25 protein-coding genes and 1 pseudogene are annotated in these 26,934 nt (G+C 68.4%); 13 read left to right on the plus strand and 13 right to left on the minus strand.

The annotated features are described in order from the left end of the window. The first annotated feature begins 9 nt into the window (after positions 1–9). From AC1DSA_RS08350 to AC1DSA_RS08365, 4 genes are read left to right on the plus strand one after another with little or no spacing between them, the layout of a single operon-like run. Positions 10–723, plus strand: a complete 714-nt coding sequence (locus tag AC1DSA_RS08350) for a DUF3106 domain-containing protein (protein ID WP_477887945.1) — start codon at positions 10–12, stop codon at positions 721–723. Next, the gene (locus AC1DSA_RS08355; protein WP_477887947.1) at positions 720–1,217 is read left to right on the plus strand and encodes an RDD family protein; all 498 of its coding nucleotides are present in this window, start codon (positions 720–722) and stop codon (positions 1,215–1,217) included. Before AC1DSA_RS08350 ends, AC1DSA_RS08355 begins: the two co-directional genes overlap by 4 nt. Positions 1,218–1,232: 15 nt before the next feature. Beyond that, positions 1,233–1,640 (plus strand): diacylglycerol kinase, encoded by a 408-nt coding sequence (locus AC1DSA_RS08360; protein ID WP_477887949.1) that lies wholly within the window; start codon positions 1,233–1,235, stop codon positions 1,638–1,640. Then, entirely contained in the window at positions 1,637–2,224 is a 588-nt protein-coding gene (locus tag AC1DSA_RS08365; RefSeq protein ID WP_477887951.1) for an LOG family protein, read from the plus strand. The genes AC1DSA_RS08360 and AC1DSA_RS08365 overlap by 4 nt, the downstream gene beginning before the upstream one ends. 57 nt (positions 2,225–2,281) lie before the next feature. Here AC1DSA_RS08365 and AC1DSA_RS08370 read toward each other — a convergent pair whose 3' ends face one another. Continuing rightward, on the minus strand, positions 2,282–2,620 hold the full coding sequence (locus AC1DSA_RS08370) for a P-II family nitrogen regulator (protein WP_477887953.1): 339 nt from the start codon (positions 2,618–2,620) through the stop codon (positions 2,282–2,284). A gap of 162 nt (positions 2,621–2,782) precedes the next feature. Continuing rightward, entirely contained in the window at positions 2,783–4,447 is a 1,665-nt protein-coding gene (locus tag AC1DSA_RS08375; protein WP_477887955.1) for an NAD+ synthase, read from the minus strand. Between AC1DSA_RS08375 and AC1DSA_RS08380 the strand changes: the two genes are divergently transcribed. Then, the gene (locus tag AC1DSA_RS08380) at positions 4,446–5,600 is read left to right on the plus strand and encodes a GNAT family N-acetyltransferase (protein ID WP_477887957.1); all 1,155 of its coding nucleotides are present in this window, start codon (positions 4,446–4,448) and stop codon (positions 5,598–5,600) included. The genes AC1DSA_RS08375 and AC1DSA_RS08380 overlap by 2 nt on opposite strands. A gap of 42 nt (positions 5,601–5,642) precedes the next feature. Here the strand turns inward: AC1DSA_RS08380 and ppa are convergent, their stop codons facing one another. Further along, positions 5,643–6,182 (minus strand): inorganic diphosphatase, encoded by a 540-nt coding sequence (gene ppa, locus AC1DSA_RS08385; RefSeq protein WP_477887959.1) that lies wholly within the window; start codon positions 6,180–6,182, stop codon positions 5,643–5,645. A 226-nt stretch (positions 6,183–6,408) separates the two neighbouring features. Between ppa and AC1DSA_RS08390 the strand changes: the two genes are divergently transcribed. Next, on the plus strand, positions 6,409–8,475 hold the full coding sequence (locus AC1DSA_RS08390) for a sodium-translocating pyrophosphatase (RefSeq protein WP_477887961.1): 2,067 nt from the start codon (positions 6,409–6,411) through the stop codon (positions 8,473–8,475). Between the two features lie 45 nt (positions 8,476–8,520). Here AC1DSA_RS08390 and AC1DSA_RS08395 read toward each other — a convergent pair whose 3' ends face one another. Then, complete coding sequence (locus AC1DSA_RS08395) at positions 8,521–9,093, minus strand: TetR/AcrR family transcriptional regulator (RefSeq protein ID WP_477887963.1); 573 nt, start codon at positions 9,091–9,093, stop codon at positions 8,521–8,523. A 56-nt stretch (positions 9,094–9,149) separates the two neighbouring features. Between AC1DSA_RS08395 and AC1DSA_RS08400 the strand changes: the two are divergent. Together AC1DSA_RS08400 and AC1DSA_RS08405 are read left to right on the plus strand one after the other, a co-directional pair. Further along, positions 9,150–9,966 (plus strand): annotated as a pseudogene (locus tag AC1DSA_RS08400) (metal-dependent hydrolase). Between the two features lie 23 nt (positions 9,967–9,989). Continuing rightward, entirely contained in the window at positions 9,990–11,423 is a 1,434-nt protein-coding gene (locus tag AC1DSA_RS08405; protein WP_477887965.1) for an aldehyde dehydrogenase family protein, read from the plus strand. 54 nt (positions 11,424–11,477) lie between these two features. On the opposite strand, the gene AC1DSA_RS08410 is transcribed toward AC1DSA_RS08405, so the two are convergent. The 3 genes from AC1DSA_RS08410 to AC1DSA_RS08420 are packed head-to-tail and all read right to left on the minus strand — an operon-like array spanning position 11,478 to position 14,015. Then, positions 11,478–12,098, minus strand: coding sequence for a hypothetical protein (locus AC1DSA_RS08410; protein WP_477887967.1), 621 nt, complete (start codon positions 12,096–12,098; stop codon positions 11,478–11,480). Next, a complete protein-coding gene (locus tag AC1DSA_RS08415) occupies positions 12,098–13,279 on the minus strand; it encodes a M48 family metalloprotease (RefSeq protein WP_477887969.1) in 1,182 nt (393 codons plus the stop codon). The genes AC1DSA_RS08410 and AC1DSA_RS08415 overlap by 1 nt, the downstream gene beginning before the upstream one ends. Next, complete coding sequence (locus tag AC1DSA_RS08420; RefSeq protein WP_477887971.1) at positions 13,266–14,015, minus strand: hypothetical protein; 750 nt, start codon at positions 14,013–14,015, stop codon at positions 13,266–13,268. The genes AC1DSA_RS08415 and AC1DSA_RS08420 overlap by 14 nt, the downstream gene beginning before the upstream one ends. A 235-nt stretch (positions 14,016–14,250) precedes the next feature. Here AC1DSA_RS08420 and moaA point away from each other — a divergent pair, with 235 nt between their 5' ends. The 3 genes from moaA to moeA all read left to right on the plus strand — a co-directional run bounded on the left by moaA (position 14,251) and on the right by moeA (position 17,337). Further along, positions 14,251–15,366: a GTP 3',8-cyclase MoaA gene (gene moaA, locus AC1DSA_RS08425; protein ID WP_477887973.1), complete on the plus strand. Its 1,116-nt coding sequence runs from the start codon at positions 14,251–14,253 to the stop codon at positions 15,364–15,366. Between the two features lie 91 nt (positions 15,367–15,457). Next, positions 15,458–16,072, plus strand: coding sequence for a molybdenum cofactor guanylyltransferase MobA (gene mobA / locus AC1DSA_RS08430; RefSeq protein WP_477887975.1), 615 nt, complete (start codon positions 15,458–15,460; stop codon positions 16,070–16,072). Then, positions 16,069–17,337, plus strand: coding sequence for a molybdopterin molybdotransferase MoeA (moeA, locus tag AC1DSA_RS08435; protein ID WP_477887976.1), 1,269 nt, complete (start codon positions 16,069–16,071; stop codon positions 17,335–17,337). The genes mobA and moeA overlap by 4 nt, the downstream gene beginning before the upstream one ends. On the opposite strand, the gene AC1DSA_RS08440 is transcribed toward moeA, so the two are convergent. The 6 genes from AC1DSA_RS08440 to AC1DSA_RS08465 form a co-directional block, all read right to left on the minus strand. After that, positions 17,334–18,419, minus strand: a complete 1,086-nt coding sequence (locus AC1DSA_RS08440; protein ID WP_477887978.1) for a WD40/YVTN/BNR-like repeat-containing protein — start codon at positions 18,417–18,419, stop codon at positions 17,334–17,336. The two genes, moeA and AC1DSA_RS08440, sit on opposite strands and share 4 nt — an antisense overlap. Before the next feature lies 1 nt (position 18,420). Then, positions 18,421–18,690, minus strand: coding sequence for a MoaD/ThiS family protein (locus AC1DSA_RS08445; protein WP_477887980.1), 270 nt, complete (start codon positions 18,688–18,690; stop codon positions 18,421–18,423). Between the two features lie 54 nt (positions 18,691–18,744). Then, complete coding sequence (locus AC1DSA_RS08450; protein WP_477887982.1) at positions 18,745–21,882, minus strand: efflux RND transporter permease subunit; 3,138 nt, start codon at positions 21,880–21,882, stop codon at positions 18,745–18,747. Between the two features lie 18 nt (positions 21,883–21,900). Continuing rightward, positions 21,901–23,232, minus strand: coding sequence for an efflux RND transporter periplasmic adaptor subunit (locus tag AC1DSA_RS08455; protein WP_477887984.1), 1,332 nt, complete (start codon positions 23,230–23,232; stop codon positions 21,901–21,903). 165 nt (positions 23,233–23,397) lie between these two features. Continuing rightward, complete coding sequence (gene rnhA, locus AC1DSA_RS08460; protein ID WP_477887986.1) at positions 23,398–23,844, minus strand: ribonuclease HI; 447 nt, start codon at positions 23,842–23,844, stop codon at positions 23,398–23,400. After that, positions 23,841–24,629: a class I SAM-dependent methyltransferase gene (locus AC1DSA_RS08465; RefSeq protein ID WP_477887988.1), complete on the minus strand. Its 789-nt coding sequence runs from the start codon at positions 24,627–24,629 to the stop codon at positions 23,841–23,843. Before AC1DSA_RS08465 ends, rnhA begins: the two co-directional genes overlap by 4 nt. Here AC1DSA_RS08465 and gloB point away from each other — a divergent pair. Beyond that, positions 24,628–25,404 carry a hydroxyacylglutathione hydrolase gene (gene gloB / locus AC1DSA_RS08470; RefSeq protein WP_477887990.1) on the plus strand — a complete coding sequence of 259 codons (777 nt, stop codon included), beginning with the start codon at positions 24,628–24,630 and terminating at the stop codon, positions 25,402–25,404. The two genes, AC1DSA_RS08465 and gloB, sit on opposite strands and share 2 nt — an antisense overlap. After that, positions 25,401–26,918 carry a transglycosylase SLT domain-containing protein gene (locus AC1DSA_RS08475; RefSeq protein ID WP_477887992.1) on the plus strand — a complete coding sequence of 506 codons (1,518 nt, stop codon included), beginning with the start codon at positions 25,401–25,403 and terminating at the stop codon, positions 26,916–26,918. Before gloB ends, AC1DSA_RS08475 begins: the two co-directional genes overlap by 4 nt. The last annotated feature ends 16 nt before the right edge of the window (positions 26,919–26,934 follow it).

Genomic DNA, 26,934 nt, shown 5'->3' on the forward strand with positions numbered 1-26,934 from the left:
CACGACAAGATGACGCCGCCCCGCAGCCATGCAACGGTCACCGGCCTGCTCGCTGCAGGGCTGGCAGTGGGCCTCGCCTGCGCTGCAGAGGCTCCGATCGCCCCCACGCCCGCTGCTCCGGTCCCGCCGCGCACCACGGTGGCACAGTCCCCGAAGCCCTCGGTGTCGACCCAGGCGCCGATTCGCGCCAACCAGGTGCGCACCGCACCGGCTCCCCGGGCCGAGGCGCTACCCACCTGGACCACCCTGACACCCGCGCAGCAGGCGGCGCTGGCGCCGCTTTCGGTCACCTGGCGTTCACTGGGCGAGGCCCACAAGCGCAAGTGGATCGCCCTGTCGGAAAACTTCTTCATCATGCAGCCGGCGGAACAGGCGCTCCTCCATAGCCGCATGACGGAGTGGGCGGCGCTGTCGCCGCAACAGCGGACCCTGGCCCGCCTCAATTACGCGGAAGCGCAAAAGGTCGCGCCCACCGACAAGCGAGCCAAATGGGAGGCCTACCAAGCCTTGCCGCCTGAGGAGAAAAGCAAGCTCGCTGCCGGCGCCGCCGCCAAGCCGGCGCCGCCTCCCACCGCCACGGCGGTCAAGCCGGTGCCGCAGCAGAAGCTCGCCAAGATCCCGAAGTCGAAGAAGCAGGACGACGCCGCCAAGATCGCCGTCGTCCCGGGGCAGGTGGACAACAACACGCTGCTGCCCCAGCCGCTCGCCCCCCTGCAGCCTTGAGCGCCGACGTTTCCCTGGCCGCGCCCAGCCTGGGGCGCCGCATGGCGGCCTGGCTCTATGAAGCCTTCCTGCTGTTCGCGATCGCGCTGGTCGCCTCCCTGGTGTTTTCGGTCACCGTCGACATGCGCAGCGGAATGGACCCGCGCCGCTGGCTGCTCCAGGGCTTCCTCGCCGTGGTGTTCGCCATCTACTTTTCCTACCTCTGGTCGCGCGGGCAGACGCTGGCCATGAAGACCTGGCGCATCCGCATCGTCGACCGCCACGGCCGCCGCCTGACGCAGGGTCGCGCCTTGCTGCGCTACCTGTTCTGCTCCATCTGGTTTTCGGTGCCCCTTGCGGCCTACACCTCCGGCCGCTACTCGCTTCCGCAACTCGGCGGGATTGCCGCCGGCTGGGTTGCCGTGTGGTGCTTGCTCAGCCAGTTGCATCCCCAGCGCCAGTTCTGGCACGACGCATGGGCCGGAACCCGGCTGGTGGACGCAGGCGAGGCCTAGGCGACAATCGCCCGCATGACCAGCCGCGAGGAAGTCCTGCCGGACGTCGTCAATCCCCAGAAGGGCCGCACCGGATTCAACCGGGTCTGGCACGCCACCGGCTATTCGATGGCCGGCTTGCGCGCAGGCTGGGAAGAGGCAGCTTTCCGGCTGGAGGCCTGCCTGTCATTCGCGATGGTCCCGCTTGCCTTCTGGATCGGCCGGAACTGGGTGGAAGTCGCCCTCCTGGCCGGTTCGGTGCTGCTGGTGATGATGGTGGAGCTGCTCAATACCGGCATCGAGGCGGCCATCGACCGCATCGGACTCGAACGCCACGACCTGTCCAAGCGCGCGAAGGACATGGGCAGCGCCGCGGTGTTCCTCTCACTTCTCCTGGCGGGCGGCATCTGGGCCGCCGGCCTCTGGCATTTCTTCTTCCCATGACTCCCAAGTTCTCGCTCTGCGTGTATTGCGGCTCGCGCACTGGCGCCGACGCTCGTTTTTCCCAGGTAGCCGCCGAGGTCGGGAACTGGATCGGCCAGCATGGCGGCCAGCTGGTGTACGGGGGCGGCAACAACGGCCTCATGGGCATCCTGGCGGATGCGGCGCTCGCCAATGGCGCGCGTGTCGTGGGCATCATCCCGCGCTCCATGGTGGAGCGGGAATGGGCCAAGCGCGATTGCACGGAACTGCACATCGTCGACAACATGCACCAGCGCAAATCAATGATGGCCGAGCGGGCCGACGCCTTCCTGGCGCTGCCGGGCGGCATCGGAACCTTCGAGGAATTCTTCGAGGCCTGGAGCTGGCGGATGCTGAACTTCCATCACAAGCCGGTGGCCTTGCTGGACCAGGATGGCTACTACCGGCCGCTGCTGCAGTTCCTGGAACAAAGCGTGCGCCACGGCTTCATGAACGCCGCCCAGATGGAACTGCTCACGGTGGGCAGCGAGCCTGCGAGCCTGTTGCCGCAACTGGTCCAGGCGGCTGGATTCGATGCCCGGCCCGTGGACGTCTCGCAGATCTAGGGGCCAAAGCCCCGACGCGGCGCGGTTTCCACCGCCCCGCATGGCTCGGCGGATGGACTAGACCGCGCTTTCGTCGATCTCGCCGGTGCGGATGCGCACGATCCGTTCGACGGTGGTGACGAAGATCTTGCCGTCGCCGATCTTGCCGGTGCGGGCGGCCTTGACGATGGCGTCGACGCAGCGGTCCACGTCGTCGTCCTTGACGACCACTTCGACCTTCACCTTGGGAAGGAAGTCGACCACGTACTCGGCGCCGCGATAGAGCTCCGTGTGCCCTTTCTGGCGGCCGAAGCCCTTGACCTCGGTGACCGTGAGGCCCGTCACGCCGCACTCGGCCAGCCCCTCGCGGACCTCTTCCAGCTTGAAGGGCTTGACGATGGCGGTGATCTGTTTCATGGCTTCTCCAGCAATCTCGTTGTAAGGCCGCACGGCATCCGTCTTCCGGGGACTGCACGGAGCGTCGCGCAGCGCAGTCCTGCTCGCAGGGGCACCGGCCTTGCCGGCTCTCCCCGCCGGGACTCGGCCACCCGATGGGTCAACTGCGCCCCTATCCGGTGATCAAGCCCTGAACTTGCCGGTAATAGGATAGCGCCAATCCTTGCCGAAGCCGCGGTGGGTCACGCGGATGCCCACGGGCGCCTGCCGCCGCTTGTACTCGTTGATGCGCACCAGCCGCGCCACCCGCTCGACCACCGCGCGCTCGTACCCTGCCGCGACGATGTCCTCGATGCCCTGGTCGTTCTCCATGTAGCGCGTGAGGATGGCATCGAGGATCTCGTAGGGCGGCAGGCTGTCCTGGTCGACCTGGTCGGGCCGAAGTTCGGCGCTGGGGGGCCGGGTGATGATGCGCTCCGGGATCGGGTTCATGCCCTTGCCGAACGGGTCGTTCGCGTTGCGCCAGCGCGCCAGCCTGAACACCGTGGTCTTGAGGACATCCTTGATCACGGCGAAACCGCCTGCCATGTCCCCGTACAGCGTGCAGTAGCCGGTGGCCATCTCGCTCTTGTTGCCGGTGGTCAGTACGATGCCGCCGAACTTGTTCGACAACGCCATCAGCAGGACGCCTCGGATGCGCGCCTGGATGTTCTCCTCGGTCGTGTCTTCGGACAGCCCGGCGAACTCCTTCGCCAGCGATTGCTTGAAGGCCTCGAATTCCGGCTTGATCGAGATTTCGTCGTAGCGCACGCCCAGCCGCCGGGACATGTCGCGGGCATCGATCCAGGAGATGTCGGCCGTGTAGGGCGACGGCATCATCACGGCGCGCACCTTGTCGGCGCCGAGCGCGTCCACGGCGACCGCCAGCACCAGGGCGGAATCGATGCCTCCCGACAGTCCCAGCAGGACGCTGGGAAAGCCGTTCTTGCCGATGTAGTCGCGCACGCCCATCACGAGCGCGTGCCAGAGCTCCTCTTCGTCACCCAGGTCGGGGGCGATCGGCCCCGACAGCCGCACCGCATTCGGGCCCGGTGTCGCTTCCACGTAGAACAGGTCCTCGCAGAACGCCGGCGCGCGCGCGGCCAGCGAACCGTCGGCGTTCACGGCGAAGGAGCCGCCGTCGAAGATCACCTCGTCCTGTCCCCCCACAAGATGCGCGTAGATCAGCGGCAGGTCCACCGCCTTGGCGCGCTCGCCCATCTGCGTGATCCGCTCCGTCACCTTGCCCACGTGCATGGGCGACGCGTTGGGAACCACCAGCAGTTGCGCACCGGAAACCCGCGCCAGCTGGGCGGGCTCCTCGAACCAGGCGTCCTCGCAGATCAGCAGGCCCACGTTGATGTCCTCCACCTGGAAGACGCAGGTGCCCTGGCCCCGCGTGAAATAGCGGTACTCGTCGAAGACCTGGTAATTGGGGAGTTCCCGCTTGGCGTAGCTCTCGATGACCTTGCCTTCGCACAGCACGCTCGCGGCGTTGTAGCGCATCTGCACTTGCACCGACTTGCCGCGGATGGCGCTGCCGCGCGGATGGCCGACCACCACGTGCAGCCCCTTCAACACCGCGAGCTCTCTGGCCACCGTTTTCACGGCATCATCACAGGCAGCGATGAAGGCGGGGCGCAGCAACAGGTCTTCCGCCGGGTAGCCGCAGATCGACAGCTCCGGGGTGAGCACGAGCCGCGCGCCCTGCCCGTAGGCCGTCCGTGCGGCATCGATGATTTTTTGCGCGTTGCCCGCCATGTCACCGACGATGACGTTGAGCTGCGCCGTACAAATTTTGAGTGTCATGAGCAAGGTGCCGGACCTGTCGAACGATTATGTTACCCGCGTGGTGCACGCCCCGTCGGACATCGACGCAAGCGCGTGGAACGCATTGCTCGCACGCGCGGGCGGCTCGCCCTTCATGCGCCACGAATATCTCGCGGCCCTGCACGACAGCGGCAGCGCCGTGCGCGGGACGGGCTGGACGCCGCAGTTCGTCACGCTGTGGCGCGAAGGCGAACTCGCGGCCGCCTGCCCGCTATACCTGAAGAGCCACTCGTATGGAGAGTACGTGTTCGACTGGGCCTGGGCCAATGCGTACGAACAGCACGGCCTGCGTTACTACCCGAAGGCGCTGGCCGCGGTGCCTTTCACACCGGTGCCCGGCCCTCGCCTGCTGGCCCGCGATGTGGAGTCGCGCGCGGCGCTGGTGCGCGCCGTGCTGGCCTGGTGCAAGGAGAAGAAGCTGTCGTCCCTGCACCTGCTGTTCGGCAGCGACGAGGACATCGCCGCCTGCGCCGACGCCGGATTGATGCTGCGCCACACCGTGCAGTTCCACTGGATGAATGCCGGTTATTCGGACTTCGACGCCTTCCTCGCCAGCCTTTCGCAGGACAAGCGCAAGAAGATCCGCCAGGAGCGGCGCAAGGTCGCCGAGGGCGGCGTCACGTTCCGCCACGCGGAGGGAGCGGCGATCAGCGACGCTGACTGGGACTTCTTCTACCGGTGCTACGAACGCACCTATCTCGAGCACGGCAACCCGCCCTACCTGGCGCGCGACTTCTTCCGGCGCATGGCGCGCACCATGCCGGACAACTGGCTGCTGTTCATTGCCGAGCGCAAGGGTCGCCCCATCGCCAGCAGCCTGATCGCCATCGGCGACCAGGCCGCGTACGGCCGCTATTGGGGCGCGCTCGAGCGCGTGGACTGCCTGCATTTCGAGGCCTGCTATTACCAGCCCCTGGCCTGGTGCATCGCCCACGGCTACCAGCGTTTCGAAGGCGGAGCGCAGGGCGAGCACAAGATGGCGCGCGCCCTGATGCCGGTCAAGACGACCAGCGCGCACTGGCTGGCGCACCCGGCTTTCGCGGACGCGGTCGAGCAGTTCCTGCGGCGCGAGGGCCGCGGCATCGAGAACTACCTGGAGCACCTGGAAGCCCGTTCGCCCTTCCACCAATGAAAAAGCGGCCCGCGGCCGCTTTTTCACACACGGGCCGCCGGCTCAGGCGCCGTGCTGCTTGTTGTAGTTCGCGATGCCTTCCAGCACTTCCTGGCGGGCGGATTCCGGGCCTTCCCATCCCAGCACCTTGACCCACTTGCCGGGTTCCAGGTCCTTGTAGTGCTCGAAGAAGTGGGCGATGGTCTTCAGGCGCAGCGGGTTCAGGTCTTCCGGCTTTTGCCACTGCGTGTAGATCGACAGGATCTTGTCGATCGGAACCGCCAGGACCTTGGCGTCCTGCCCGGCTTCGTCTTCCATCTTCAGGATGCCGATGGGACGGCAGGTCACCACGACCCCGGGGATCAGGGGCACCGGCGTGACCACCAGCACATCGACCGGGTCGCCGTCGCCGCTGATGGTCTTGGGCACGTACCCGTAGTTGGTCGGGTAATGCATCGCGGTGCTCATGAAGCGGTCCACGAAGATCGCGCCCGTCTCCTTGTCCACCTCGTACTTCACGGGGTCGGCGTTCATCGGGATCTCGATGATCACGTTGAAGGCATCGGGAACGTTCTTGCCGGGGGAGACTTGGTCGAGGGACATGTTTTGTTGTACCGGAGTGGAGTCGACTGATCGGGAGAAACCCTGATTTTAGTCAATGACGCCTCCGTCTCGCTGACACGTCGTTTCTGTGTAAAGCCTTTGCTGATAGAGTGCGCCGGTTGGCCAATCGTCTCCTGCAGCTGGAGCCACGAGGAAGCAACGCAGCGGGGCTCCGCAGCGTTGGCGCCCTCGCAAAGACTCAAGCGAAACGACAGGAGAAACTTCAATGACTGGCAACTCGGCGCTGATCCTGGCGCTTGTCTGCGGCCTCGCGGCCGTGGTGTACGGCTTCTGGGCCCGCAGCTGGATCCTTTCCCAGGACGCGGGCAATGCGCGCATGCAGGAGATCGCCGCGGCGATCCAGACCGGTGCCGCGGCCTACCTGGCAAGGCAGTACAAGACGATCGCGATCGTCGGCGTGGTCCTCGCGATCCTCATCGGCGTGTTCCTCGACACCCGCACCGCGACCGGCTTCATCATCGGCGCCGTCCTGTCGGGGGCCTGCGGCTTCATCGGCATGAACGTCTCGGTGCGGGCCAACGTGCGCACCGCGCAGGCCGCCACCCGCGGCATCGGCCCGGCCCTGGACGTCGCCTTCCGCGGCGGCGCCATCACCGGCATGCTGGTGGTGGGCCTGGGCCTGCTGGGCGTGACGGCGTTCTACTGGTTCCTGGTGGGCAACGGCAACCTGACGCCGGACCGCAAGCTGGCCGACCTGCTCAATCCCCTGATCGGCTTCGCCTTCGGCTCCTCGCTGATTTCCATCTTCGCGCGACTGGGCGGCGGCATCTTCACCAAGGGCGCCGACGTGGGCGCGGACCTGGTGGGCAAGGTCGAAGCGGGCATTCCCGAGGACGACCCGCGCAATCCGGCCGTGATCGCCGACAACGTGGGTGACAACGTGGGCGACTGCGCCGGCATGGCCGCCGACCTGTTCGAGACCTATGCGGTGACGCTGATCGCCACGATGGTGCTGGGCGCCCTGCTCGTCAGCGCCGCACCCACCAACGCGGTGCTCTACCCGCTGGCGCTGGGTGGCGTTTCGATCATCGCCTCCATCATCGGCTGCTTCTTCGTCAAGGCCTCCCCGGGCATGAAGAACGTGATGCCCGCCCTGTACAAGGGCCTGGCGATCGCCGGCGTGCTGTCGCTGGTCGCGTTCTATGCGGTGACCCTCTGGATCATGCCGGACAACGCCATCACCGCGAGCGGCTCGCAGATCCGCCTGTTCGGCGCCTGCGCAGTGGGCCTGATCCTGACCGGCGCGCTGGTCTGGATCACCGAGTTCTACACGGGGACGCAGTACTCGCCGGTGCAGCACATCGCCGAGGCGTCCACCACCGGGCACGGCACCAACATCATCGCCGGCCTCGGCGTGTCGATGCGATCCACGGCCTGGCCTGTGCTGTTCGTCTGCATGGCGATCGTCGCCGCCTACCAGCTTGCCGGCCTGTACGGCATCGCCGTCGCCGCGACCTCCATGCTGAGCATGGCCGGCATCGTGGTGGCGCTGGACGCGTACGGCCCGATCACCGACAACGCCGGTGGCATCGCCGAGATGGCGGAGCTGCCCTCCTCCGTGCGTGACATCACCGACCCGCTCGATGCGGTCGGCAACACGACCAAGGCGGTGACCAAGGGCTACGCGATCGGCTCCGCCGGCCTGGCCGCGCTGGTGCTCTTCGCCGACTACACGCACAAGCTGGAGAGCTACGGCCGCCAGATCACCTTCGACCTGTCCGACCCGATGGTGATCGTCGGCCTGTTCATCGGCGGCCTGATCCCTTACCTGTTCGGCGCGATGGCCATGGAAGCGGTCGGCCGCGCGGCGGGCTCCGTCGTCGTCGAAGTGCGCCGCCAGTTCCGCGAGATCAAGGGCATCATGGAAGGCACGGCCAAGCCGGAATACGGCGTGGCGGTGGACATGCTGACCAAGGCGGCCATCAGGGAAATGATGATCCCGTCGCTGTTGCCGGTGGTGGTGCCGGTCCTGGTCGGCCTCATCCTCGGCCCGAAAGCGCTGGGCGGCCTGCTGATGGGAACCATCGTGACCGGCCTGTTCGTCGCCATTTCCATGTGCACGGGCGGCGGCGCCTGGGACAACGCGAAGAAGTACATCGAAGACGGCCACCACGGCGGCAAGGGCTCCGAGGCGCACAAGGCCGCCGTCACCGGCGACACCGTCGGCGATCCCTACAAGGACACGGCCGGCCCGGCAGTCAACCCGCTGATCAAGATCATCAACATCGTGGCGCTGCTGATCGTGCCGCTGGTGGTGAAGTTCCACGCCTGAGGACGCGAGTCCCGCGACGACAAGGCCCGCTCCGGCGGGCCTTTTTCATGGGCGCTGCACGACGGCCCGGACCAGCGCGCAGGCCGTCCGGGTCAGCTTGGGCAATTCGTCCACCTTGCCGTCCTCGATTGCCTGCAGCACCAGTTCGTGGATGCCGCCCACGACGGCCATGGCCAGCCCGGCGGTCACCTTGCCCGGACCGACCACCGCGCGCATGTAGTCGGCGATCTCCTGGTTCATGCGCCGGCGCGCCTCCAGGCCTTCCGGGCCCAGGCCCAGGATCTCGATGAACAGGGTGCGCATCAGCAGCGGGTTGCCGGCCATGCATCGCAGGTAGGCGCCAATCGCCCGTTCGACCTGCTCCTCCCAGTCGTGGGCCGGATCGATGGCCTCCCGCAGCACCTTCAGCGCGTTGCGGCTGGCGGCTTCGTACAGGGCGATGAAGCATTCGGCCTTGTCGCCGAACTGCTCGTAGAAGGTCCGGCGCGACACGCTGGCCTCGCGCACGACATCGGCGATTGTCGTGTCGGCATAGCCCTTCTCCGCCACGGACTGCGCCATGCCGCGCAGCAGCCGCCCGCGGTGCTCCTGCGTGGTTGACAGTGCCCAGTCCTGCATGCGAACATGGTACCAGCTCGTACCACTGCGTGCGCAATCTCATCCTTTGGAACGAAATGACCGACCTCGTCGTCCGCCGCCTGCTCGTGGACATGGAACAGCCGATCGCGCGCCACTGGTGCGGGGGCGATGCCTTCCGCACCGCGCTGTTCAATGCGTTGTCGATGAGCTTTCCCGTGGGCGAGCAGTTCTTCATCGACTCGGTGCAATGGCCTGGCCACGCTGCCGACCGAACAGCAGGCGCAGTTCCGCGCCGAGGTCCAGGGCTTCGTCGGCCAGGAGGCCACGCATCGGCGCCTGCACTCCCTCTACAACGCCCACCTGGAGAAGCTGGGGCTGGTCAACGCATGGGAAGGAAGGGCGCGCAAGCGGCTGCTGCAGATGGAGGGCCTGCACGCGCGCCACTGGCTCGGCATCACTGCGGCCAACGAGCACTTCACCGCGATCCTGGCGGACTTCATGCTGAACAACCCCGACCTGCTGGGCGACCAGGACCCGCGCCTGGCCACGCTGTGGCTGTGGCACAGCGCCGAGGAGTCGGAGCACAAGAGCACCGCCTTCGACCTGTACCAGGCCCTCGGCGGCAGCCATGAATGGCGCGTCAAGTGGATGTGGCGCGTCACCGTCTTCTTCCTGTACGACACGCTGTTGCAGACGGTCGACAACCTGCACCGCGACGGCACGCTCTGGAAGTGGAGCACCTGGAAGAGCGGCTGGAGCTACCTCTTCGGCCGGCGCGGGCTGGTGACCCTGACCTACCGGCCCTGGCGCGAGTACTTCCGCAGCGACTTCCACCCCAGCCAGCAGGACGCGACCGCGTCGCGGCGCTGGCTGGCGGAGCACGGCGACCAGTTCGTCCCGGTGGGGGGCTGACGGTTCTGGCGCAAAATTGCGCCATGCAACTCCATTACATCGGCAACACCGCGGTGCGCTCCTCGGCGGAGCGCACCCTGCCCGTCATCGACCCGTCGGACGGCCAGACCTACGACACCATCCAGCGCGGCACCACCGAAGACATCGACGCGGCCGTCCGCGCCGCGCGCCAGTGCTTCGAGGGACCCTGGAGCAAGCTCAGCGCGGCCGAGCGAGGCCGGCTCCTGATGCGCCTGTCGCTCAAGGTGTCCGAGTGCGCCGAAGAACTGGCCGCCATCGAGCAGCGCGATTGCGGCAAGCCGACCAAGCAGGCGCGTGCCGACGCGCTGGCCCTGGCCCGCTACTTCGAGTTCTACGCCGGCGCCTGCGACAAGCTGCACGGCGAGACGCTGCCCTACCAGGAAGGCTATACGGTGATGACCTGGCGCGAGCCGCACGGCGTCACGGGCCACGTCATTCCCTGGAACTACCCGATGCAGATCTTCGGGCGCAGCGTCGGCGGCGCACTGGCGGCCGGCAACGTCTCCGTCGTGAAACCGTCCGAGGACGCCTGCCTTTCGCTGATCCGCGTGGCCCAGCTCGCCGCCGAAGTGGGATTCCCCGCCGGCGCCATCAACATCGTCACCGGCTATGGCCATGAGGTGGGCGATGCCCTGGCGCGCCATCCCGGCATCGACCACATCAGCTTCACCGGCAGCCCGCGCGTGGGCACGCTGATCCAGCAGGTGGCCGCCGAGCGGCACTGCCCCGTCACCCTCGAGCTGGGCGGCAAGAGCCCGCAGATCGTCTTTGCCGATGCCGACGTCGACGAGGTGCTGCCGGTGGTGATCAACGCCATCGTGCAGAACGCCGGGCAGACCTGCTCCGCCGGCTCGCGCCTGCTGGTGGAGCAGAGCCTGTACGAACCACTGCTGGAACGCCTCGGCGAGGCCTTCTCGCGGCTGCGCGTGGGTCCCGCGGCGATGGACCTGGACGTGGGCCCGTTGATCCGCCAGACGCAGCAGCAGCGCGTGTGGGATTTCCTGTCGGACGCGCAGCATGCCGGGATCCCCGTGGTGGCGCAGGGCACGGTGGTCGACGAAGCGCCCGAGTCCGGCTTCTACCAGGCGCCCACGCTGCTGCGCGACGTGCCCCTCTCGCACCGCCTCGCGCAGGAAGAAGTGTTCGGCCCGGTGCTCGCGGCCATGAGCTTCCGCGACGAGGACCACGCGGTGGAACTCGCCAACGGCACGCAATTCGGGCTGGTGGCCGGCATCTGGACGCGCGACGGGTCCCGCATGCTTCGCATGGCCAAGCGGGTGCGCAGCGGCCAGGTCTTCATCAACAACTACGGCGCCGGCGGCGGCGTGGAACTGCCCTTCGGAGGCGTGAAGTCCTCGGGCTACGGCCGCGAGAAGGGCTTCGAGGCGCTCTACGGGTTCACCACGCTCAAGACCGTGGCCATCAAGCACGGGTGAGCTGAAACGGGCGAGCCGCCTTGGGGCGGCCCGTCTCCCGGTGCGGGACCTCGATCAGGACCGTGGGGGTGTACTGCGGATGCGCGCGCTCTTCACCACGGCTTCCGCCAACGGCAGCAGCCGCTGGTAGAAGGACAACCGCGGCGCCACGAAGGTGGCGGCGTAGAGCTCTTCGCCCCAGGTGGCATCCTGCCGCACGGCGACCCAGCCCACGCCCTGCATGTCGAGGTCGTCCGAGCGGCGTGCCAGCGTGAACTCGAAGCGCACGCCCTTCTGGCCCGCGAACATCGCCGGCTCCATCCTGGTCACGGTCACGGTTCCCGCGGTCGCATAAAGCTCTTCGAACAGGCTCACGAGCCGTTCCGGCGGCAGCCCCACGCGGAAGGTGGGCACGCGCCGGTCCTTGGCATCCTCGGCGCGCGAGAACACGGCGGGCCGGGTCATCAGCGGCTGCCCGGGTCGCACGCCGCCCCACAGGCGCAGATGGTCCAGCGGGAGGCCCTCTTGCGTCCAGGTGTCGTAGGGATCGACGTCCCACGGATCGCTCACCTTGTTCCACGCGTCGGTCAGGTGGACGGCGAGCCTGTCGTTGACCACCTGCTCGCCCTCCATTCGGCTGACGTTGGCGCAGGCGGCCAGCAGCAGCGCCAGCAGCAATCCAAGGATCTTCTGCATCACTTCAGCTCCGCGAGGTAGCTGCGCACCATGGCGGCATCGGGAGCCTGGGGCGCCTGGGCCAGATAGGTCTCGAAGGCCTGGGCTGCCGCCGCGCGGTCGTTGCGCTGCCTGTGCACCAGCCCCAGCGCGCGGAAGGTTTCCGCCGGCGCCTTGGGCACGCGGCTGGCCGCGTCGAGGTCGGACCGGGCCAGTTCCAGGTCGCCCGCATCGTCGCGCAGGCGGCGGACCTCGCCACGGGCATAGAGCAACTCGGCGTCCCCCGGCGCCTTCGCCAGCATCCGGTCGAACAACACGAGGCTCTCTTCGTACTGCCCGCGCTTCACTTCGTCCTGCAGCCACCCCAGGCGCAGCGGGGCGATCACCTTGCGGTAGCGGTGCTCGCCGGTGATGCCGCCGGCGTCGCCCGCCAGCTGCAACAGCTGGTCGCGTCGGCCGGCCGTGGTCGGGTGCGTTTCGAACATGTCCCCCCGCTTGCCCGCGTCCTTGCCGCCCGTGATGCGCAGTTCGGCAAGCAGGTTCTCCCAGACGACGGCGGCCTCGCGGCCGTCATAGCCCGCATGGCGCATCAGGCGCATGCCCATGCGGTCGGCGCGCTCCTCGTGCTCGCGGGAGAAGGCGAACGTGTCCGCGAGCAGGCCGATCTGGCCCAGGACCGACCCGACCCCACCGACCATGCCGACCAGGGTGGACAGCACCGCGCGGTCCTTGGCGGCGCGCAACTGTTCGACCTGGTGACGCTCCAGGTAGTGGCCCAGCTCGTGGCCCAGGACCGCCGCCAGCTGCGCCTCGTTCTCCGCCCGCAGCATGAGCCCGCTCCAGACCAGCATCATGCCGTTGGGCGCCATCATGGCGTTGAACTTCGGCACGCGCACCGGATGGACGCGGATGTCCGCGCAGTGGCCTTCGCTCAGGCGACAGACCAGGTCGGACAGGTAGGCCCTCAGGTCCTTGTCCTGGATCGTCAGGGGGCTGCGCTTCAGGCGAGCCTCCTCGCGGTCCATCAGGCCCCACAGGCCTCCTTCGTCGGTGTCGGCGGCGGGACGCTTGAAACGCGGCGGAACCCGGACCGAGGACAGGTCCTGGGCGATCGCGGGCAGGCCTGCCAGCGCGCCAAGGCCGAGGCAATGGCGGCAGGCAGACCGCAGAAAGCCGCGCCGGCCGGTGTCACTGCTTTGCATGGGGCACCTCCGCGCTGGCGGCGGCTCCAGGAAAGCCCCTGAGCAGCGCCTCCACCGTCTCGACGGAGGCGCCGGCGTCCCGCAGGTCGCCCCACATCCGGTCGAGTTTGTTGAACCAGACCACGCGGCCGGTGTTCAGGTCCACCAGCGAGGCGTAGCCGACCTGTTCTCCACCGAGGGTGATGGCACCGAGCAAGGCCAAGGCCACCATCGCCAGCTTGCGCTCGTTGCTGGTGTAGCTGTCGCGCATCCAGGTGAACAGCGCGTAGTCGGCGCCGGTGCGCTCCTTGATCGGTCGCACGGCGTCGCCCAGCGACCAGTCCAGCCGTTCTCCCTTCGTGGGCAGCGCCATGAGCCCGCCCTGGATGTGGTGCAGGGAGATCGCATCGGCGACGGCGCGGTGCAGCGTCGTGATGTCCGCGAATTCGTCCCCCTGCGCGGCATCGAGCTGTGTCACGTGGGGACCCAGCCGCTGCTTCTGGGCCGCCAGGGCGGCAATGAAATTCGTCTGCGCCGACTGCGTCCAGTCCTCGCGCGGTTCCACCACGCCGCCGGCGCTGATGGAGTACAGCTCCATGTCGGCGGGCAGGATCACCAGGCGCGACTCCGGCGCGCGGGCGGTGAATCCCGGCGCGAGCTGTTTCGTCGAGGCCTCCTGGGCCTGCACGGCGGGGCCGACTGCGATGAGGGTCGCGATCAGCAGGGTTCGGGTGGTGCGCGAAGCGAGCGCGGGCATGTGGTACTCCTGCCTCGGGCCGGAAGCGGCGGGGACGCGGGGAGCCCGCGGCCGCGCCGGCGAGAACCGAACTGTATGCAGGGGGGCGCCGGGGTCCAGTACTGGCTGCGATACCCGGGTAAATCTCTGCCATGCCGATCAATTTTCACGGGCTGATGGGCAGGGAATCCCCGGGCGAGCCGGGGCTTGACCGCCGTCATTTGGCGTTGCCCCCGGCCGGCCCCACAATTCCGCCATGGCTGAACGCGTGATTCCCCTCGTCGACCAGCGCCTGGCGGCGCTGCGGGCGGACCTGCCAGCGCGGCCCGTCGCGGCCAGCGGCCTGCTGGCGGACACGCTCGGCCGGCCCCTGCGCGACCTGCGCATCAGCGTCACCGACCGGTGCAATTTCCGCTGCAGCTATTGCATGCCCAAGGAGGTGTTCGACAAGGACTACCAGTACCTGCCGCATGCCTCCCTGCTGAGCTTCGAGGAGATCACGCGCGTGGCCCGCCAGTTCCTGGCGCACGGGGTGCGCAAGATCCGGCTCACCGGCGGCGAGCCGCTGCTGCGCAAGAACCTCGAGATCCTGGTCTCCCAGCTGGCGCAGCTGCGCACCGTGGAGGGCACGCCGCCCGAGCTGACCCTCACCACCAACGGCTCGCTGCTCGCGCGCAAGGCCCGGTCCCTCAAGGACGCGGGGCTGCAGCGCGTGACCGTGAGCCTGGACGGCCTGGACGACGCGGTGTTCCGCCGCATGAACGACGTCGACTTTCCCGTCGCAGAAGTGCTGGAGGGCATCGCTGCTGCACGCGAGGCGGGCCTCGGGCCGGTGAAGGTCAACATGGTCGTCAAGCGCGGGACCAACGAGCACGAGATCCTGCCGATGGCGCGCCACTTCCGTGGCACGGGCATCGTGCTGCGCTTCATCGAGTACATGGACGTGGGCGTCACCAACGGCTGGCGCATGGACGAAGTGATGCCATCGGCCGACGTGCGCGCGCGCGTCGCCTCCGAATTCCCGCTGGTGCCGCTGGACCCGACGACCGCCGGGGAGACCGCCGAGCGCTGGGGCTATGCCGATGGCGCGGGCGAGGTCGGCTTCATCAGCAGCGTGACGCAGGCCTTCTGCGGCGACTGCAACCGGGCGCGTTTGTCCACCGAGGGCAAGCTCTACCTGTGCCTGTTCGCGGCCAACGGCTACGACCTGCGCGCGCTGGTCCGAGGCAGCGCCTCCGACGAGGAACTCGCCTCGGCCATCGGCCACATCTGGCAGGGCCGCAGCGACCGTTATTCCGAGTTGCGCGGCACGCTCGCCGCCGCCCCGGGCACGGGTGGACGGCGCGTCGAGATGAGCTACATCGGCGGCTGAACCGGGACACGCGCTTGCCCATGACGCAAGCGTGGCCTCCGAAGGGCCTTGGCCCTCTAGGGGTCGGCCCGGCGGAGGCTAATATCGCGCCATGATCCAGAAGGACGATGTGACCGGCGTGATCCTCGCCGGTGGCCGCGGCTCGCGCATGGGCGGCGCCGACAAGGGGCTGCAGAACTTCCGCGGCATGCCCATGGCGATGTTCACGCTCATGCGCCTGATGCCGCAGGTGGGCGAGGTGATGATCAACGCCAACCGCAATCTCTCCGCGTACGAATCTTTCGGCGTGCCGGTCTGGCCCGACAGCCTCGCGGACTATCCCGGTCCCCTCGCCGGCTTCCTGACCGGGCTGGAGCATTGCGAGACCGAGTACCTGCTGACGGTTCCCTGCGACACACCGCTGTTCCCCCAGGACCTCGTCGCTCGCCTCGGTGAAGCGATGGAACGCGATGGCGCGGAGATCGCGATGGCGGCGGCGCGCGAGGAAGACGGACAGTTCCGGGCCCAGCCGGTGTTCTCGCTGCTGAGGCGCGAGCTGATGGAAAGCCTGGTGCGCTTCACCCACGGCGGCGGCCGCAAGATCGACGCATGGACCGGGCAGCACCGCACCGTCGTCGTCCCGTTCGACCGGCAGGGTGACGACGCATCAGCCTTCTTCAACGCCAACACCCTCGCCGAGCTGCACCGGCTCGAACAGTCGCCATGACCCGCTCCATCGCGGAGATCGCGGCGCAACTGCAGGGCTACGACCCGCAGGCGCTGTCGGCGGACGACGTCGGCGAATTCCTCGCGCGCCTGGTGGCACCCGTGCGCGAAACGGAACAGGTGGCAGTGTTCGACGCCCTGGATCGCGTGCTTGTGCGGGACCTCGTCTCCCCCTTCAGCGTTCCGCCGCACGACAACTCGGCGATGGATGGCTACGCCTTCGACGGCGCGCTGCTTGCCCGTGGTGTCCTGCAGCTGAAGGTGGTGGGTACCGCCCTGGCGGGCAAGGCCTGGCAAGGCCAGGTCGGCGCCGACCAGTGCGTGAAGATCATGACCGGAGCCATCATGCCGGCCGGCCTCGACACCGTGGTGCCGCAGGAGTTCACGAAGACGCTGCCGGACGGGCGCGTCGAAGTCCCGGCGGGCCTGTTGAAGGCCGGCGACAACCGCCGCTGCGAGGGCGAAGACCTGATGCGGGGCCATCCTGCCCTGGCGGCCGGCGAAAGGCTCACCCCGGCCGCCTGCGGCCTGGTCGCCAGCCTGGGGATGGCCGGGGTCGAGGTGGTCCGGCGCCTGAAGGTCGCCTACTTCTCCACCGGCGACGAGATCCTGAGCCTGGGCGAGCCGCCGCGCGAAGGCGCGGTGTACGACAGCAACCGCTACACCGTGCACGGCCTGCTCACGCGCCTGGGCTGCGAGGTCATCGACCTCGGCGTGGTGCGGGACGAGCCGGCCCTGCTCGAACGGGCGTTCCGCGACGCGGCGGGGCGCGCCGACGCGATCATCACCAGCGGCGGCGTGAGCGTCGGCGAGGCCGACTACACCAAGGCGATGATGAAGCAGCTGGGCGACGTCGCTTTCTGGAAGATCGCCATGCGCCCGGGCCGGCCGATGGCGGTGGGCCGCATCGGCGATGCCGTGCTCTTCGGGCTGCCCGGCAATCCCGTCGCCGTGATGGTCACCTTCCTCGCATTCGTGCGTCCCGCCTTGCTGCGCATGATGGGGGCGCGGACCACGCAGCCCGTGCTGCTCCGGGCGCGCAGCGCGGAGGCCATGCGCAAGAAGCCCGGCCGCACCGAGTACCAGCGCGGCACGGTCACCCGCACCCCCGACGGCGGGCTGGCCGTCCGCACCACCGGCAACCAGGGTTCCGGCGTGCTCAGTTCCATGGTCCACGCCAACGGCCTCATCGTGCTGCACCACGCGCAGGGCAACGTCGCCCCGGGCGACGAGGTGGACGTGATGATGTTCGAGGGCGTGGTCTAGGCGAAGCGCACCGCGGCGATCGGCGGCAGGTCGCGCGACAGGCAGTGCCACTGCGCCCCCTCGTCCGTGCTGAACCAGAGGCCGCCGGTGGTCGATCCCATCGCCAGGGCGCGGCCGTCGTCGGTGCAGGCCAGCGCATGCCGGTACACCAGGTGGTACGCATCGCGCGGCGGCAGGCCATAGGCGAGCTGGTGGAAGGTCTGGCCGCCATCGCGCGTCTCGTTGACCACCATCTGCCCATCGACCGGCATGCGCTGGGCGTCCGAGTGCGCCGGCACGAACCACGCGCGCTGCGGGTCCTGCGGATGCGCGGCGACGGCGAACCCGAAGCCGCTGGGCGCAGGCGCCGCGATCGCCTGCCAGCGCAGGCCGCCGTCGCTGGAACGGTAGATTCCGCCGTGATGCTGCGCCCACAGGACGTCCGGCTGCGCCGCGCAGGCGGCGATGCGGTGCACGTCCTGGATGTTGCCGTCGAAGCGGCGTTCGGGCGGCATGTAGGCCCCGGCATCGAAGCCTTCCGAGGTCAGGGTCCAGCCCTTGCCGCCATCACGGGTCTGCCACGCGCCGCCGCAGGAGATCGCCACGGTGAGGTGGCCCGGGTCGCGCGGGTCGATCACGATGGAATGGATGCCGGCATGGTCGTAGCCGCCGCCGAACCACTCGCGACGCTCCGGCCGCTGCCAGAGGCTGTCAATGAGTTGCCAACTCTCGCCGCGGTCCGGCGAGACGAACAGCCCGGCCGGCAACGCGCCCGCCCACAAGAGGCCACCGGCGGCTTCGAGGCACCACACCATGTCCACGGTCCACGGCGTCGGATCGTCCTTCCCCGGCCCGTCGGTGGGCTTGGCGGGAAACGCGGGCGCCGCCACGTCCTCCCAGCGGACACCCCCGTCGCTGCTGCGCTTGATCTTCACGCCGAAGTGCCCCAGGCGCAGTGCCGCGTACAAAGTGCCATCGGCCGGATCGCGCACCACCTGCGTGACCGGTTCGCCGGGGAAATGCGGGCGCGCGAGCTCCCAGCCATGCCGGCCGGGCGCCAAGATGAAGAGGCCCTTGCGGGACGCGACCAGCAACTGCTGCATGTCAACCTCCTGTGAGCGCCTGGATCACGTGCACGCGGTCCTGCGCCGCCAGCGGGCGCGCGAGGTCGCTGCGGTCCGGGATCATGTCGCCATTGACGAAGACGGCCACGTGCTTGCGCACGGCGCCCTGCTCGTCCAGCACGTAGGCGCGCAGGGCGGGCGCCGCGGCGAACGCGGCATCGAGGGTCGCGGCCAGCGTGCCCGCGGGCACCTCCTGCCGGGGGCACGGCACGTGGCGCGTCAAGGCGGGTGCGAATTCGACGATCGGCATGGCGGAGCGCCATTGCACACCGGGGTGTGCCGCCGGTCAACCAGCCGCACGCCGCTATTTGGCGATCAGCTCGCCAGGTGGAGGATGCCCGTGCTCGCGTGCCTCGGCCTTGTTGGCGCCCGGGACTTCCCGCCGCGCGAACAGCGTGTACATGGTGGGCACCACGAAGATCGTCAGCAGCGTGCCCAGAGACATCCCGCCCACGATCACCCAGCCGATCTGGATGCGGCTCTCGGCGCCCGCACCCGTCGAGGTGGCCAGGGGCACCGCGCCCAGCACCATGGCCCCGGTGGTCATCAGGATCGGTCGCAGGCGTTGCGAGGCCGCCTTCACCAGCGCGTCCACCATCTCCAGGCCCTGCTCGCGCAGCTGGTTGGCGAACTCGACGATCAGGATGCCGTGCTTGGTGATCAGGCCCACCAGCGTGATCAGGCCGATCTGGGAGTACACGTTGAGTGATCCTCCGCTCCACTTCAGCGCCAGCAGCGCGCCCACCATGGACAGCGGGACCGACAGCATGATCACCAGCGGGTCGACGAAGCTTTCGAACTGGGCAGCCAGCACGAGGAAAATGAACAGCAGGGCGAGCACGAACACGATGGCCAGCGCGCCCTGCGAATTCTTGAATTCGCGCGAGGTGCCGTTGAGGTCCGTCGTGTAGCCGGGCTTGAGCACCTTGGCCGCAGTCTGGTCCATGAACTGCAACGCCTGCCCGAGCGAATACTCGGGCGCCAGGTTGGCGGTGATGGCCACCGCCCGCCGCTGGCCAAAGTGGTTGAGCTCGCGCGGGCTCACGCTCTCGCGCGCCTTGACCAGCGTGGAAAGCGGGATCATGGTGTCGTTGCGCCCGCGCACGTTGATGTTCTCGATGTTCTCCGGCGTGGTGCGGCCCGTGGCGGTGGTCTGCACGATCACGTCGTACTGCTCGGCATCGCGCTTGTAGCGGGTGACCTGGCGGCCGCCCAGCATCGTCTCGAGCGCACGCGCCACCACCTCGACGCTCACGCCCAGGTCGGCCGCCTTGGCCCGGTCCACGTCGATGCGCAGTTCGGGCTTGTTCAGGCGCAGGTCCACGTCCACGCTCTGGATGCCGGGGTTCTTGGCGATCTCGTCGAGCAACTGGCGCGTGACGCGGTTCAGGTTCTCGTAGCTGTCGGACGTCTGGATGACGAAGTTCAGCGGCCGCTCGCGGAAGCCCTGCCCCAGCGACGGCGGCGTGATGGGGAAGGCGCTGACGCCCGGCAAGGCGTTGAATTTCGGTCCCATCTCGCGGGCGATTTCCAGCGTCGTGCGCTTGCGGTTCTCCCAGTCGATGGCCCGGTACACCACGCTGCCCTGCGAGACCGTCGGATTGCCCAGGTTGGCGAAGATGCGGTCGAACTCCGGGTATTGCTGGCCGATGCGCTCCAGCGTCGTGGCATAGCGATCGGTGTAGTCCAGCGTGGCGCCGTCCGGGGCGTTGATGTTCGCCAGGATGGTGCCGCGGTCCTCCAGCGGCGACAGCTCGGACTTCATGGTCGGCCACACCGAGGCGATCACCGCGCCGCAGGCGATCATCACGCCGACGACCAGCCAGCGCGCCTGCAGCAGGCGTGCCGTGCGGCCGCGGCCCGAGCCGAAGCGCGCCGTGACGACCCAGCGCAGCGCGCGCTCGTAGCGACTGGTCAGCCCGGTGAGCCACTTCTCCATGTGGGCATCGAACCAGGTGTGCTTGTTGGTGTGCCGCAGCAGCTTGGAGCACATCATGGGCGTGAGCGTCAGCGCCACGAAGCCCGAGACCAGCACCGCGCCGGCCAGCGCCAGCGCGAACTCGACGAACAGCCGGCCGGTGCGGCCCGGCGTGAAGGCCAGCGGTGCGTAGACCGCCACCAGGGTCATCGTCATCGAGATGATCGCGAAGCCGATCTCGCGGGCCCCCTTGATGGCGGCCGAGAACGGATCCAGGCCCTCCTCGATGTGCCGGAAGATGTTCTCCAGCATCACGATGGCGTCGTCCACCACCAGGCCGATGGCCAGCACCAGCGCCAGCAGCGTCAGGGTGTTGATGGTGAAGCCGAAGGCCGCCATCAGCGCGAAGGCGCCGATCAGGCTGACCGGGATGGTCACGATCGGGATGATCGAGGCGCGCACCGTGCGCAGGAACACGAAGATCACCAGCGCGACCAGCACGATGGCCTCGCCGATCGTGTGGTACACGTTCTTGACGGAGCGGTCGATGAACAGCGAGTTGTCGTTCGCCACCTCGATCTGGACGTCCGACGGCAGGTCCTGCTTGAGCTTGGGAATGATGTCGCGCACGCCCTGGGACAAGGTCAGCGGATTGGCCGTGGCGTTGCGGATCACGCCGGCCGAAATGGCCGCCCGCCCGTTCAGCCGCACCCGGCTGCGCTCGTCGGCAGCGCCTTCCTCCACCCGCGCGACGTCGCGGATCTTCACCGGGAAACCGTTGACGTTGCGGATCACGATCTCGTCGAACTGGGCCGGCCGGACCAGGTCGGTCTGCGAGGTGACGCTGAACTCGCGCTGCTGCGACTCGATGCGCCCGGCCGGCACTTCGAGGTTGCTGCGGCGGATCGCGTCCTCCACGTCCTGCGTGGTCAACCGGTAGCCCGCCAGCTTCTCGGGATCGAGCCACACCCGCATCGCGTACTTGCGTTCGCCGAAGATGCGCACGTCGGCCACGCCGGTCACGGTCTGCAGCCGCGGCTTGACGATGCGGTTGACCAGGTCGTTGATCTGCAGCGGGTTGAGCGTGTCGCTGGTGAAGGCCAGCCAGATCACCGGAAAGGCGTCGGCCTCCACCTTGGCGATCACCGGCTCCTCGATCGCCTGCGGCAGCCGGTTGCGCACGCGCGAGGTCCGGTCGCGCACCTCGGCCGCGGCGGTATCGGCATCCTTCTCGAGGCGGAACCGCACGGTGATCTGCGCCTGTTCTGGCCGGCTGATCGAGGTGATCACGTCGACGGCATCGATGCCGGCGATGGAATCCTCCAGCGGCTTGGTGACCTGCGACTCGATGACCTCGGCGGATGCCCCGACGTACTTGACGCTGACCGTGACCACCGGCTCGTCGATCTTCGGGTACTCGCGCACCGACAGGCGCATGAAGCTGACCGCGCCGACCAGCAGCACCAGCAGCGACAGCACGGTCGCGAAGACCGGACGCCGGATCGAAATTTCGGGCAGTTGCATGGATGGCTCCTCGCGGCTTCAGCCGGCGGCCGGCGGTCGGCGACCGGGCGCTGGAGAAGCAGGCGGAACGGCTCGCTGGCTGGGCGCCATGCGCGGTGCGGCGGCGACCGCGCCACAGGGATTGCCGGCCTCCGGCGGTTCCGCCGCCTGTACCAACCGGCGCCCGGTCGCTGGCGGACCGCCCGCGACGGACGCGCCATTGCCTGCGCCGGCCTTGCCGAGGTCCAGCACGCGCACAGCCATGCCGTCCTTCTGGATGCGCTGCTGGCCGGCCGTGACCACCAGGTCACCGGGCATGAGGCCTTCGATGATCTCCACCTTGCCAGGCTGGCGGATGCCGACTTTCACCTCGACGCGCTGGGCGATGCGGGTGTCCTGGTCCGGCCCGTCCACCAGCTTGTAGACGAACTGGCGGCCGCCCTGCGGCACGATGGCCTCTTCGGGGATCACGCGTGCGTCCTCGCGCACCCCGAACACGGGGGTCACCCGCGCGAACATGCCGGGGCGCAGGTCGAGCCTGCGGTTGTCGATGCAGCCGCGCACGCCGATGGAGCGGCCGTTCGTGTCCAGCAGCGGATCGACGGCCATCACCAGCGCCCTGAAGCCGCGGCCCGGCAGGGCGTCGACTTCGATCTGCGCGGTCTGGCCGGGACGGATCTTGGTCTGGTAGCGCTCGGGGAGGCGGAAGTCGACGAACATCGCATCGAGGTCCTCGATGTTCACGATGTCGGCGCCGTCCTTGAGGTAATCGCCCACGCTGACGTTGCGGATGCCGGCAATGCCGTCGAACGGCGCGATGATCTTCAGGCGCGCGAGGGTGGCGCGCGCCAGCGCCAGCTTGGCGTCGGCCACTTGGAGGTTGGCCGCGCTTTCGTCCACCGCGCGCTGGGCGATGAACTTTTGCTCCACCAGCTCCTGGTTGCGCTTGTGGTTCGCGCGCGCGATGGACAGTTCGGCCTCGGCCTGCTGCACCTGGGCTTGGGGCAACTGGTCGTCCAGTTGCACCAGCAGCTGCCCGCGACGCACGCGCTCGGCGTCGCGGAAGTTGATCTTGGTGACCCGGCCGGAGACCTCGGGCCGCAGCATCACGCTCTGGCGCGAACGCAGGTTGCCCACGGCCTGGGCGTCGTCGGTGATCCGCAGGTTTTCGACCCGGGCGACTTCGACGGCGGGCGCGCGCCCCGGGCCGCTGGCTGCGGGGGCGGCAGCCGAAGCGCCAGCGTTGCCGGCCGTTGCCGGTTCGCGCTCCTGGGCGGAACGCTGCGGCTGGTGCTGGAACCACCACGCAGCGCCGGATGCGGCAGCGATGCCGATGACGGCAACCACGCTGTAAAGGGACTTCGATGGCATGTAGGCTGATCCGTGGACAATACTGGTGCGCGCAGCGCTGCCGGCATCTCCGGCCAATCACACAATGTAACAGCGGGGTGTGCGGTCGAGCATCCGCAGTGCCCCTTACAGGCCCGCGGCGCCGCCAATGTGCGTGGCTTTTACCCGCCCTTTACATGGGAGCTGCTAGCCGCGCTGGATGCTCGCCACCCCGAGGTTCGCCAGCGCATCGGCCCGTTCGTTGCCGGCGTCCCCGTTATGGCCACGCACCCAGCGCCAGTCCACCACGTGCCCGCCCTGCATCAGCAGATCATCCAGACGCCGCCACAGTTCCGCGTTTTTCACCGGTTGCTTGCTCGCCGTCTTCCAGCCCTTGGCTTTCCAGCCTGGCAGCCACTCCGTGATGCCCTTGAGCACGTACTGGCTGTCGAGGTAGAGGGTGACGGCGCACGGGCGCTTGAGCGCCTCCAGCGCCTGGATCACGGCCATCAGCTCCATGCGGTTGTTGGTGGTGGCGGGCTCGCCGCCGTACAGCTCTTTCTGCGTGGCACCGGAGCGCAGGAGCACGCCCCAGCCGCCGGGGCCGGGATTGCCCTTGCAGGCCCCGTCCGTATAGATCTCGACCTGGTTCATTCGATGGGAGTGAGTTCGCGGGTTCCGCGCCGGCTGCGATTGGCCAGCGGCACCGGAGCGGCCGCCATGCGCTTGGCCTTCTTCCACGCCGGCCCCATGAGCTTGACGCCGCGCACGCGCTTGACCGCCACGATGAAGTAGGCGGCACCGAAGATCGGCCACGAGCGCTCGCCCACCGCATCCATCCATGAGAAGCGTTCCAGCCACTTCTCGCTGGAGAAGGCCGGGCGGTAGCAGCCGAAGCTGCTGGTTTCGACTTCGAAACTCAGCAGGCGCAGCCAGTCGCGCAGCCGCCAGTAGCCGATGAATTCACCCGCGTCCGGAAGGTAGAGTTCGCCGAATCCGAGGCGCCGGTAAATATTGGCGCGCCGCTGGCGCAGTCCCCACAGGCTGGCCGGGTTGAGGCAGCAGATGACCACCTTGCCCTCGGGGACCAGCACGCGCTCGACCTCCCGCAGCGTGGTGTGCGGGTCGAGGTTGAGTTCCAGGGAATGCGGCAGCACCACCAGGTCCAGGCTGTTCTCCTCGAACGGGAGCGCGCTGAAATCGGTCACGAGGTCGGGCTTGCGCAGTCCCTGCGCGGCCTCCGCCTCGGACAGGGCCAGCCACTTGTGCGGCATGCGGTTCGCCTGCAGCGTGTCCAGTTCGGGAAGGCCCAGCTGGAGCGCGTGGTAGCCGAAGATGTCGGCGACCGCCTGCTCGACCTGGGCTCGCTCCCACTCCAGCAGGTACCTGCCAGGCGGAGTCTCGAACCACTGGTGCATTCCTATAATCCGGTCGCTCATGAAGTTGATACCGCTGCCTGCGTTCCAGGACAACTATCTCTGGCTGCTGCACGACGGACAGCGGGCGCTGGTCGTCGACCCTGGCGATGCCGGTCCGGTGCAGGCGTTTCTCGCCGAACAGGGCCTGCAACTGACGGCGATTCTAGTCACCCATCACCATCCGGATCACATCGGTGGCGTCGACGCGTTGCGCGAGGCCACCGGTGCGCCCGTCTTCGGTCCGGCCCGCGAGCGGATCCCCCCGCCCTACACGCACCTGGCCGAAGGCGACGAGGTGAACGTGCTGGGCCTGCGGTTCCATGTGTTCGACGTGCCTGGGCACACCGCCGGCCACATTGCCTATTACTGCAGCGATGTGGAAGGCACGCCGCTCCTTTTCTGCGGCGACACGCTGTTTTCGGGCGGGTGCGGGCGGCTGTTCGAGGGGACGCCGGCGCAGATGCTGGATTCGCTGGACAAGCTGGCGGCCCTGCCGGGACCGACCCGCGTGTGCTGTACGCACGAATACACCCTCGGAAACCTGAAATTTGCCACTTCGGTGGAACCCGGCAATGCACAGCTGATCCATTACCGGCAACAATGCGAGCAAAGGCGCTCGCTCGGCGAGCCCACGCTGCCCTCCACCATCGCGTTGGAGAACAGTGTCAATCCCTTCTTGCGCACGCGCCAGCCGGCGGTGGCGCAGGCCGCACGGGGTCGCGACCCCGCGGCGGACCCGGCAGACCCGGTCGCGGTGTTCGCGGCCCTGCGCCAATGGAAGAACGAGTTCCGATGAAGAAGTACAAGCTGCTCGCCCTGACCACCGTCCTGGCCCTGGCCGGCTGCGCCACCACCGGCCCGTCCGGCGAGGCCGGCGTCGAAAGTCGCGAGCCGCCCAGGAGCCAGGCCAGGGATCCCGGTCCCGCCGTGATCCCCCAGGGCCCGCTCTCGGCGATCGAGCCTTCCGAACTCAGCTCGCAGTCCGTCACCGCCCTGGAACCGCCGCCCGACCTGTGGTCGCGCATCCGCCGGGGCTATGCCATGCCGGCGCTGGACAACGACCTCGTGCGGCAGCAGGAGCAGTGGTACGCGTCGCGCCCGGATTACATCCAGCGCATGACGGACCGGTCGCGCAAGTACCTGTTCCACATCGTCGAGGAACTCGAGCGGCGCAACATGCCCACCGAACTGGCGCTGCTGCCCTTCGTCGAAAGCGCGTTCAATCCGCAGGCAGTGTCCAGCGCGCGCGCGGCCGGCATGTGGCAGTTCATGCCCGCCACGGGCAAGGACTTCGACCTGAAGCAGAACGTCTTCCGCGATGACCGCCGCGACGTGCTGGCGTCCACCCGGGCTGCCCTGGACTACCTGCAGAAGCTCTATGGCATGTTCGGGGATTGGCACCTGGCGCTCGCCGCCTACAACTGGGGCGAAGGCAACGTGAGCCGCGCCATCGCGCGCAACCAGCGCGCGGGCCGGGGCACCTCGTACACCGAGATCGTCATGCCGAACGAGACGCGCAACTACGTGCCGAAGCTGCAGGCGGTGAAGAACATCGTCGCCAATCCGGACCAGTTCCGCGCCGACCTGCCCCTGATCAACAACCACCCGTACTTCCAGTCCGTCGTGCTCACCCGCGACATGGACGTGGAGCTCGCGGCACGACTCGCCGACGTGCAGCTGGACGACTTCAAGGCGCTCAATCCGCAATTGAGCCGGCCCGTGATCCTCGCGGCGGGCACGCCGCAGATCCTGCTGCCCTGGGACAACGCGACGGTCTTCAAGCGCAACTTCGAGGCCTACGACCAGGGCAAGTTCGCCACGTGGACGGCCTGGAGCGCGCCCAGCACCATGACCGCGAGCGAAGCGGCCCGGCGCGTCGGCATGAACGAGAACGAACTGCGCACGGTGAACAGCATCCCCCCGCGGATGTTGATCAAGGCCGGCTCGGTGCTGATCGTTCCGCGCAAGGGCAGCACGCAAGGCGACGTGACGAGCCACCTGGCCGACAACGGACAGCTGAGCCTCGCACCGGAGGCCGTGACGCGCCGCACGGTGGTCAAGGCGGGCAAGCGCGACACCGTGGCCAGCATCGCCGCGCGCTACAAGCTCAGCGCGGCGCAGGTGGCCGAATGGAACGACGTGGGGACATCGGCGTCCTTCCGTGCCGGCCAGCAAGTTGTCCTGCACCTGCCGGTGCGCAACGTCGCCCGCGCGCAGGTGCGCGTGACGTCGAAGAACGTGAAGCAGGTGTCCACCGGCACCCCGGCCAAGACCGCGAAGAAGGCCCCCGCCAAGGCGAAGAAGCGCTGAGCCAATCGGGGTGGTT

Source organism: Ramlibacter sp. P4_H7, from assembly GCF_056400765.1.

Bases quoted from the DNA above. Each gene is read 5' to 3' on its own strand.
- AC1DSA_RS08350 (WP_477887945.1), top strand. From the start codon at position 10: ATGACGCCGCCCCGCAGCCATGCAACGGTCACCGGCCTGCTCGCTGCA.
- AC1DSA_RS08360 (WP_477887949.1), top strand. From the start codon at position 1,233: ATGACCAGCCGCGAGGAAGTCCTGCCGGACGTCGTCAATCCCCAGAAG.
- AC1DSA_RS08365 (WP_477887951.1), top strand. From the start codon at position 1,637: ATGACTCCCAAGTTCTCGCTCTGCGTGTATTGCGGCTCGCGCACTGGC.
- AC1DSA_RS08370 (WP_477887953.1), bottom strand. From the start codon at position 2,620: ATGAAACAGATCACCGCCATCGTCAAGCCCTTCAAGCTGGAAGAGGTC.
- AC1DSA_RS08380 (WP_477887957.1), top strand. From the start codon at position 4,446: ATGAGCAAGGTGCCGGACCTGTCGAACGATTATGTTACCCGCGTGGTG.
- AC1DSA_RS08375 (WP_477887955.1), bottom strand. From the start codon at position 4,447: ATGACACTCAAAATTTGTACGGCGCAGCTCAACGTCATCGTCGGTGAC.
- ppa (WP_477887959.1), bottom strand. From the start codon at position 6,182: ATGTCCCTCGACCAAGTCTCCCCCGGCAAGAACGTTCCCGATGCCTTC.
- AC1DSA_RS08390 (WP_477887961.1), top strand. From the start codon at position 6,409: ATGACTGGCAACTCGGCGCTGATCCTGGCGCTTGTCTGCGGCCTCGCG.
- AC1DSA_RS08395 (WP_477887963.1), bottom strand. From the start codon at position 9,093: ATGCAGGACTGGGCACTGTCAACCACGCAGGAGCACCGCGGGCGGCTG.
- AC1DSA_RS08405 (WP_477887965.1), top strand. From the start codon at position 9,990: ATGCAACTCCATTACATCGGCAACACCGCGGTGCGCTCCTCGGCGGAG.
- AC1DSA_RS08410 (WP_477887967.1), bottom strand. From the start codon at position 12,098: ATGCAGAAGATCCTTGGATTGCTGCTGGCGCTGCTGCTGGCCGCCTGC.
- AC1DSA_RS08415 (WP_477887969.1), bottom strand. From the start codon at position 13,279: ATGCAAAGCAGTGACACCGGCCGGCGCGGCTTTCTGCGGTCTGCCTGC.
- AC1DSA_RS08420 (WP_477887971.1), bottom strand. From the start codon at position 14,015: ATGCCCGCGCTCGCTTCGCGCACCACCCGAACCCTGCTGATCGCGACC.
- moaA (WP_477887973.1), top strand. From the start codon at position 14,251: ATGGCTGAACGCGTGATTCCCCTCGTCGACCAGCGCCTGGCGGCGCTG.
- mobA (WP_477887975.1), top strand. From the start codon at position 15,458: ATGATCCAGAAGGACGATGTGACCGGCGTGATCCTCGCCGGTGGCCGC.
- moeA (WP_477887976.1), top strand. From the start codon at position 16,069: ATGACCCGCTCCATCGCGGAGATCGCGGCGCAACTGCAGGGCTACGAC.
- AC1DSA_RS08440 (WP_477887978.1), bottom strand. From the start codon at position 18,419: ATGCAGCAGTTGCTGGTCGCGTCCCGCAAGGGCCTCTTCATCTTGGCG.
- AC1DSA_RS08445 (WP_477887980.1), bottom strand. From the start codon at position 18,690: ATGCCGATCGTCGAATTCGCACCCGCCTTGACGCGCCACGTGCCGTGC.
- AC1DSA_RS08450 (WP_477887982.1), bottom strand. From the start codon at position 21,882: ATGCAACTGCCCGAAATTTCGATCCGGCGTCCGGTCTTCGCGACCGTG.
- AC1DSA_RS08455 (WP_477887984.1), bottom strand. From the start codon at position 23,232: ATGCCATCGAAGTCCCTTTACAGCGTGGTTGCCGTCATCGGCATCGCT.
- rnhA (WP_477887986.1), bottom strand. From the start codon at position 23,844: ATGAACCAGGTCGAGATCTATACGGACGGGGCCTGCAAGGGCAATCCC.
- gloB (WP_477887990.1), top strand. From the start codon at position 24,628: ATGAAGTTGATACCGCTGCCTGCGTTCCAGGACAACTATCTCTGGCTG.
- AC1DSA_RS08465 (WP_477887988.1), bottom strand. From the start codon at position 24,629: ATGAGCGACCGGATTATAGGAATGCACCAGTGGTTCGAGACTCCGCCT.
- AC1DSA_RS08475 (WP_477887992.1), top strand. From the start codon at position 25,401: ATGAAGAAGTACAAGCTGCTCGCCCTGACCACCGTCCTGGCCCTGGCC.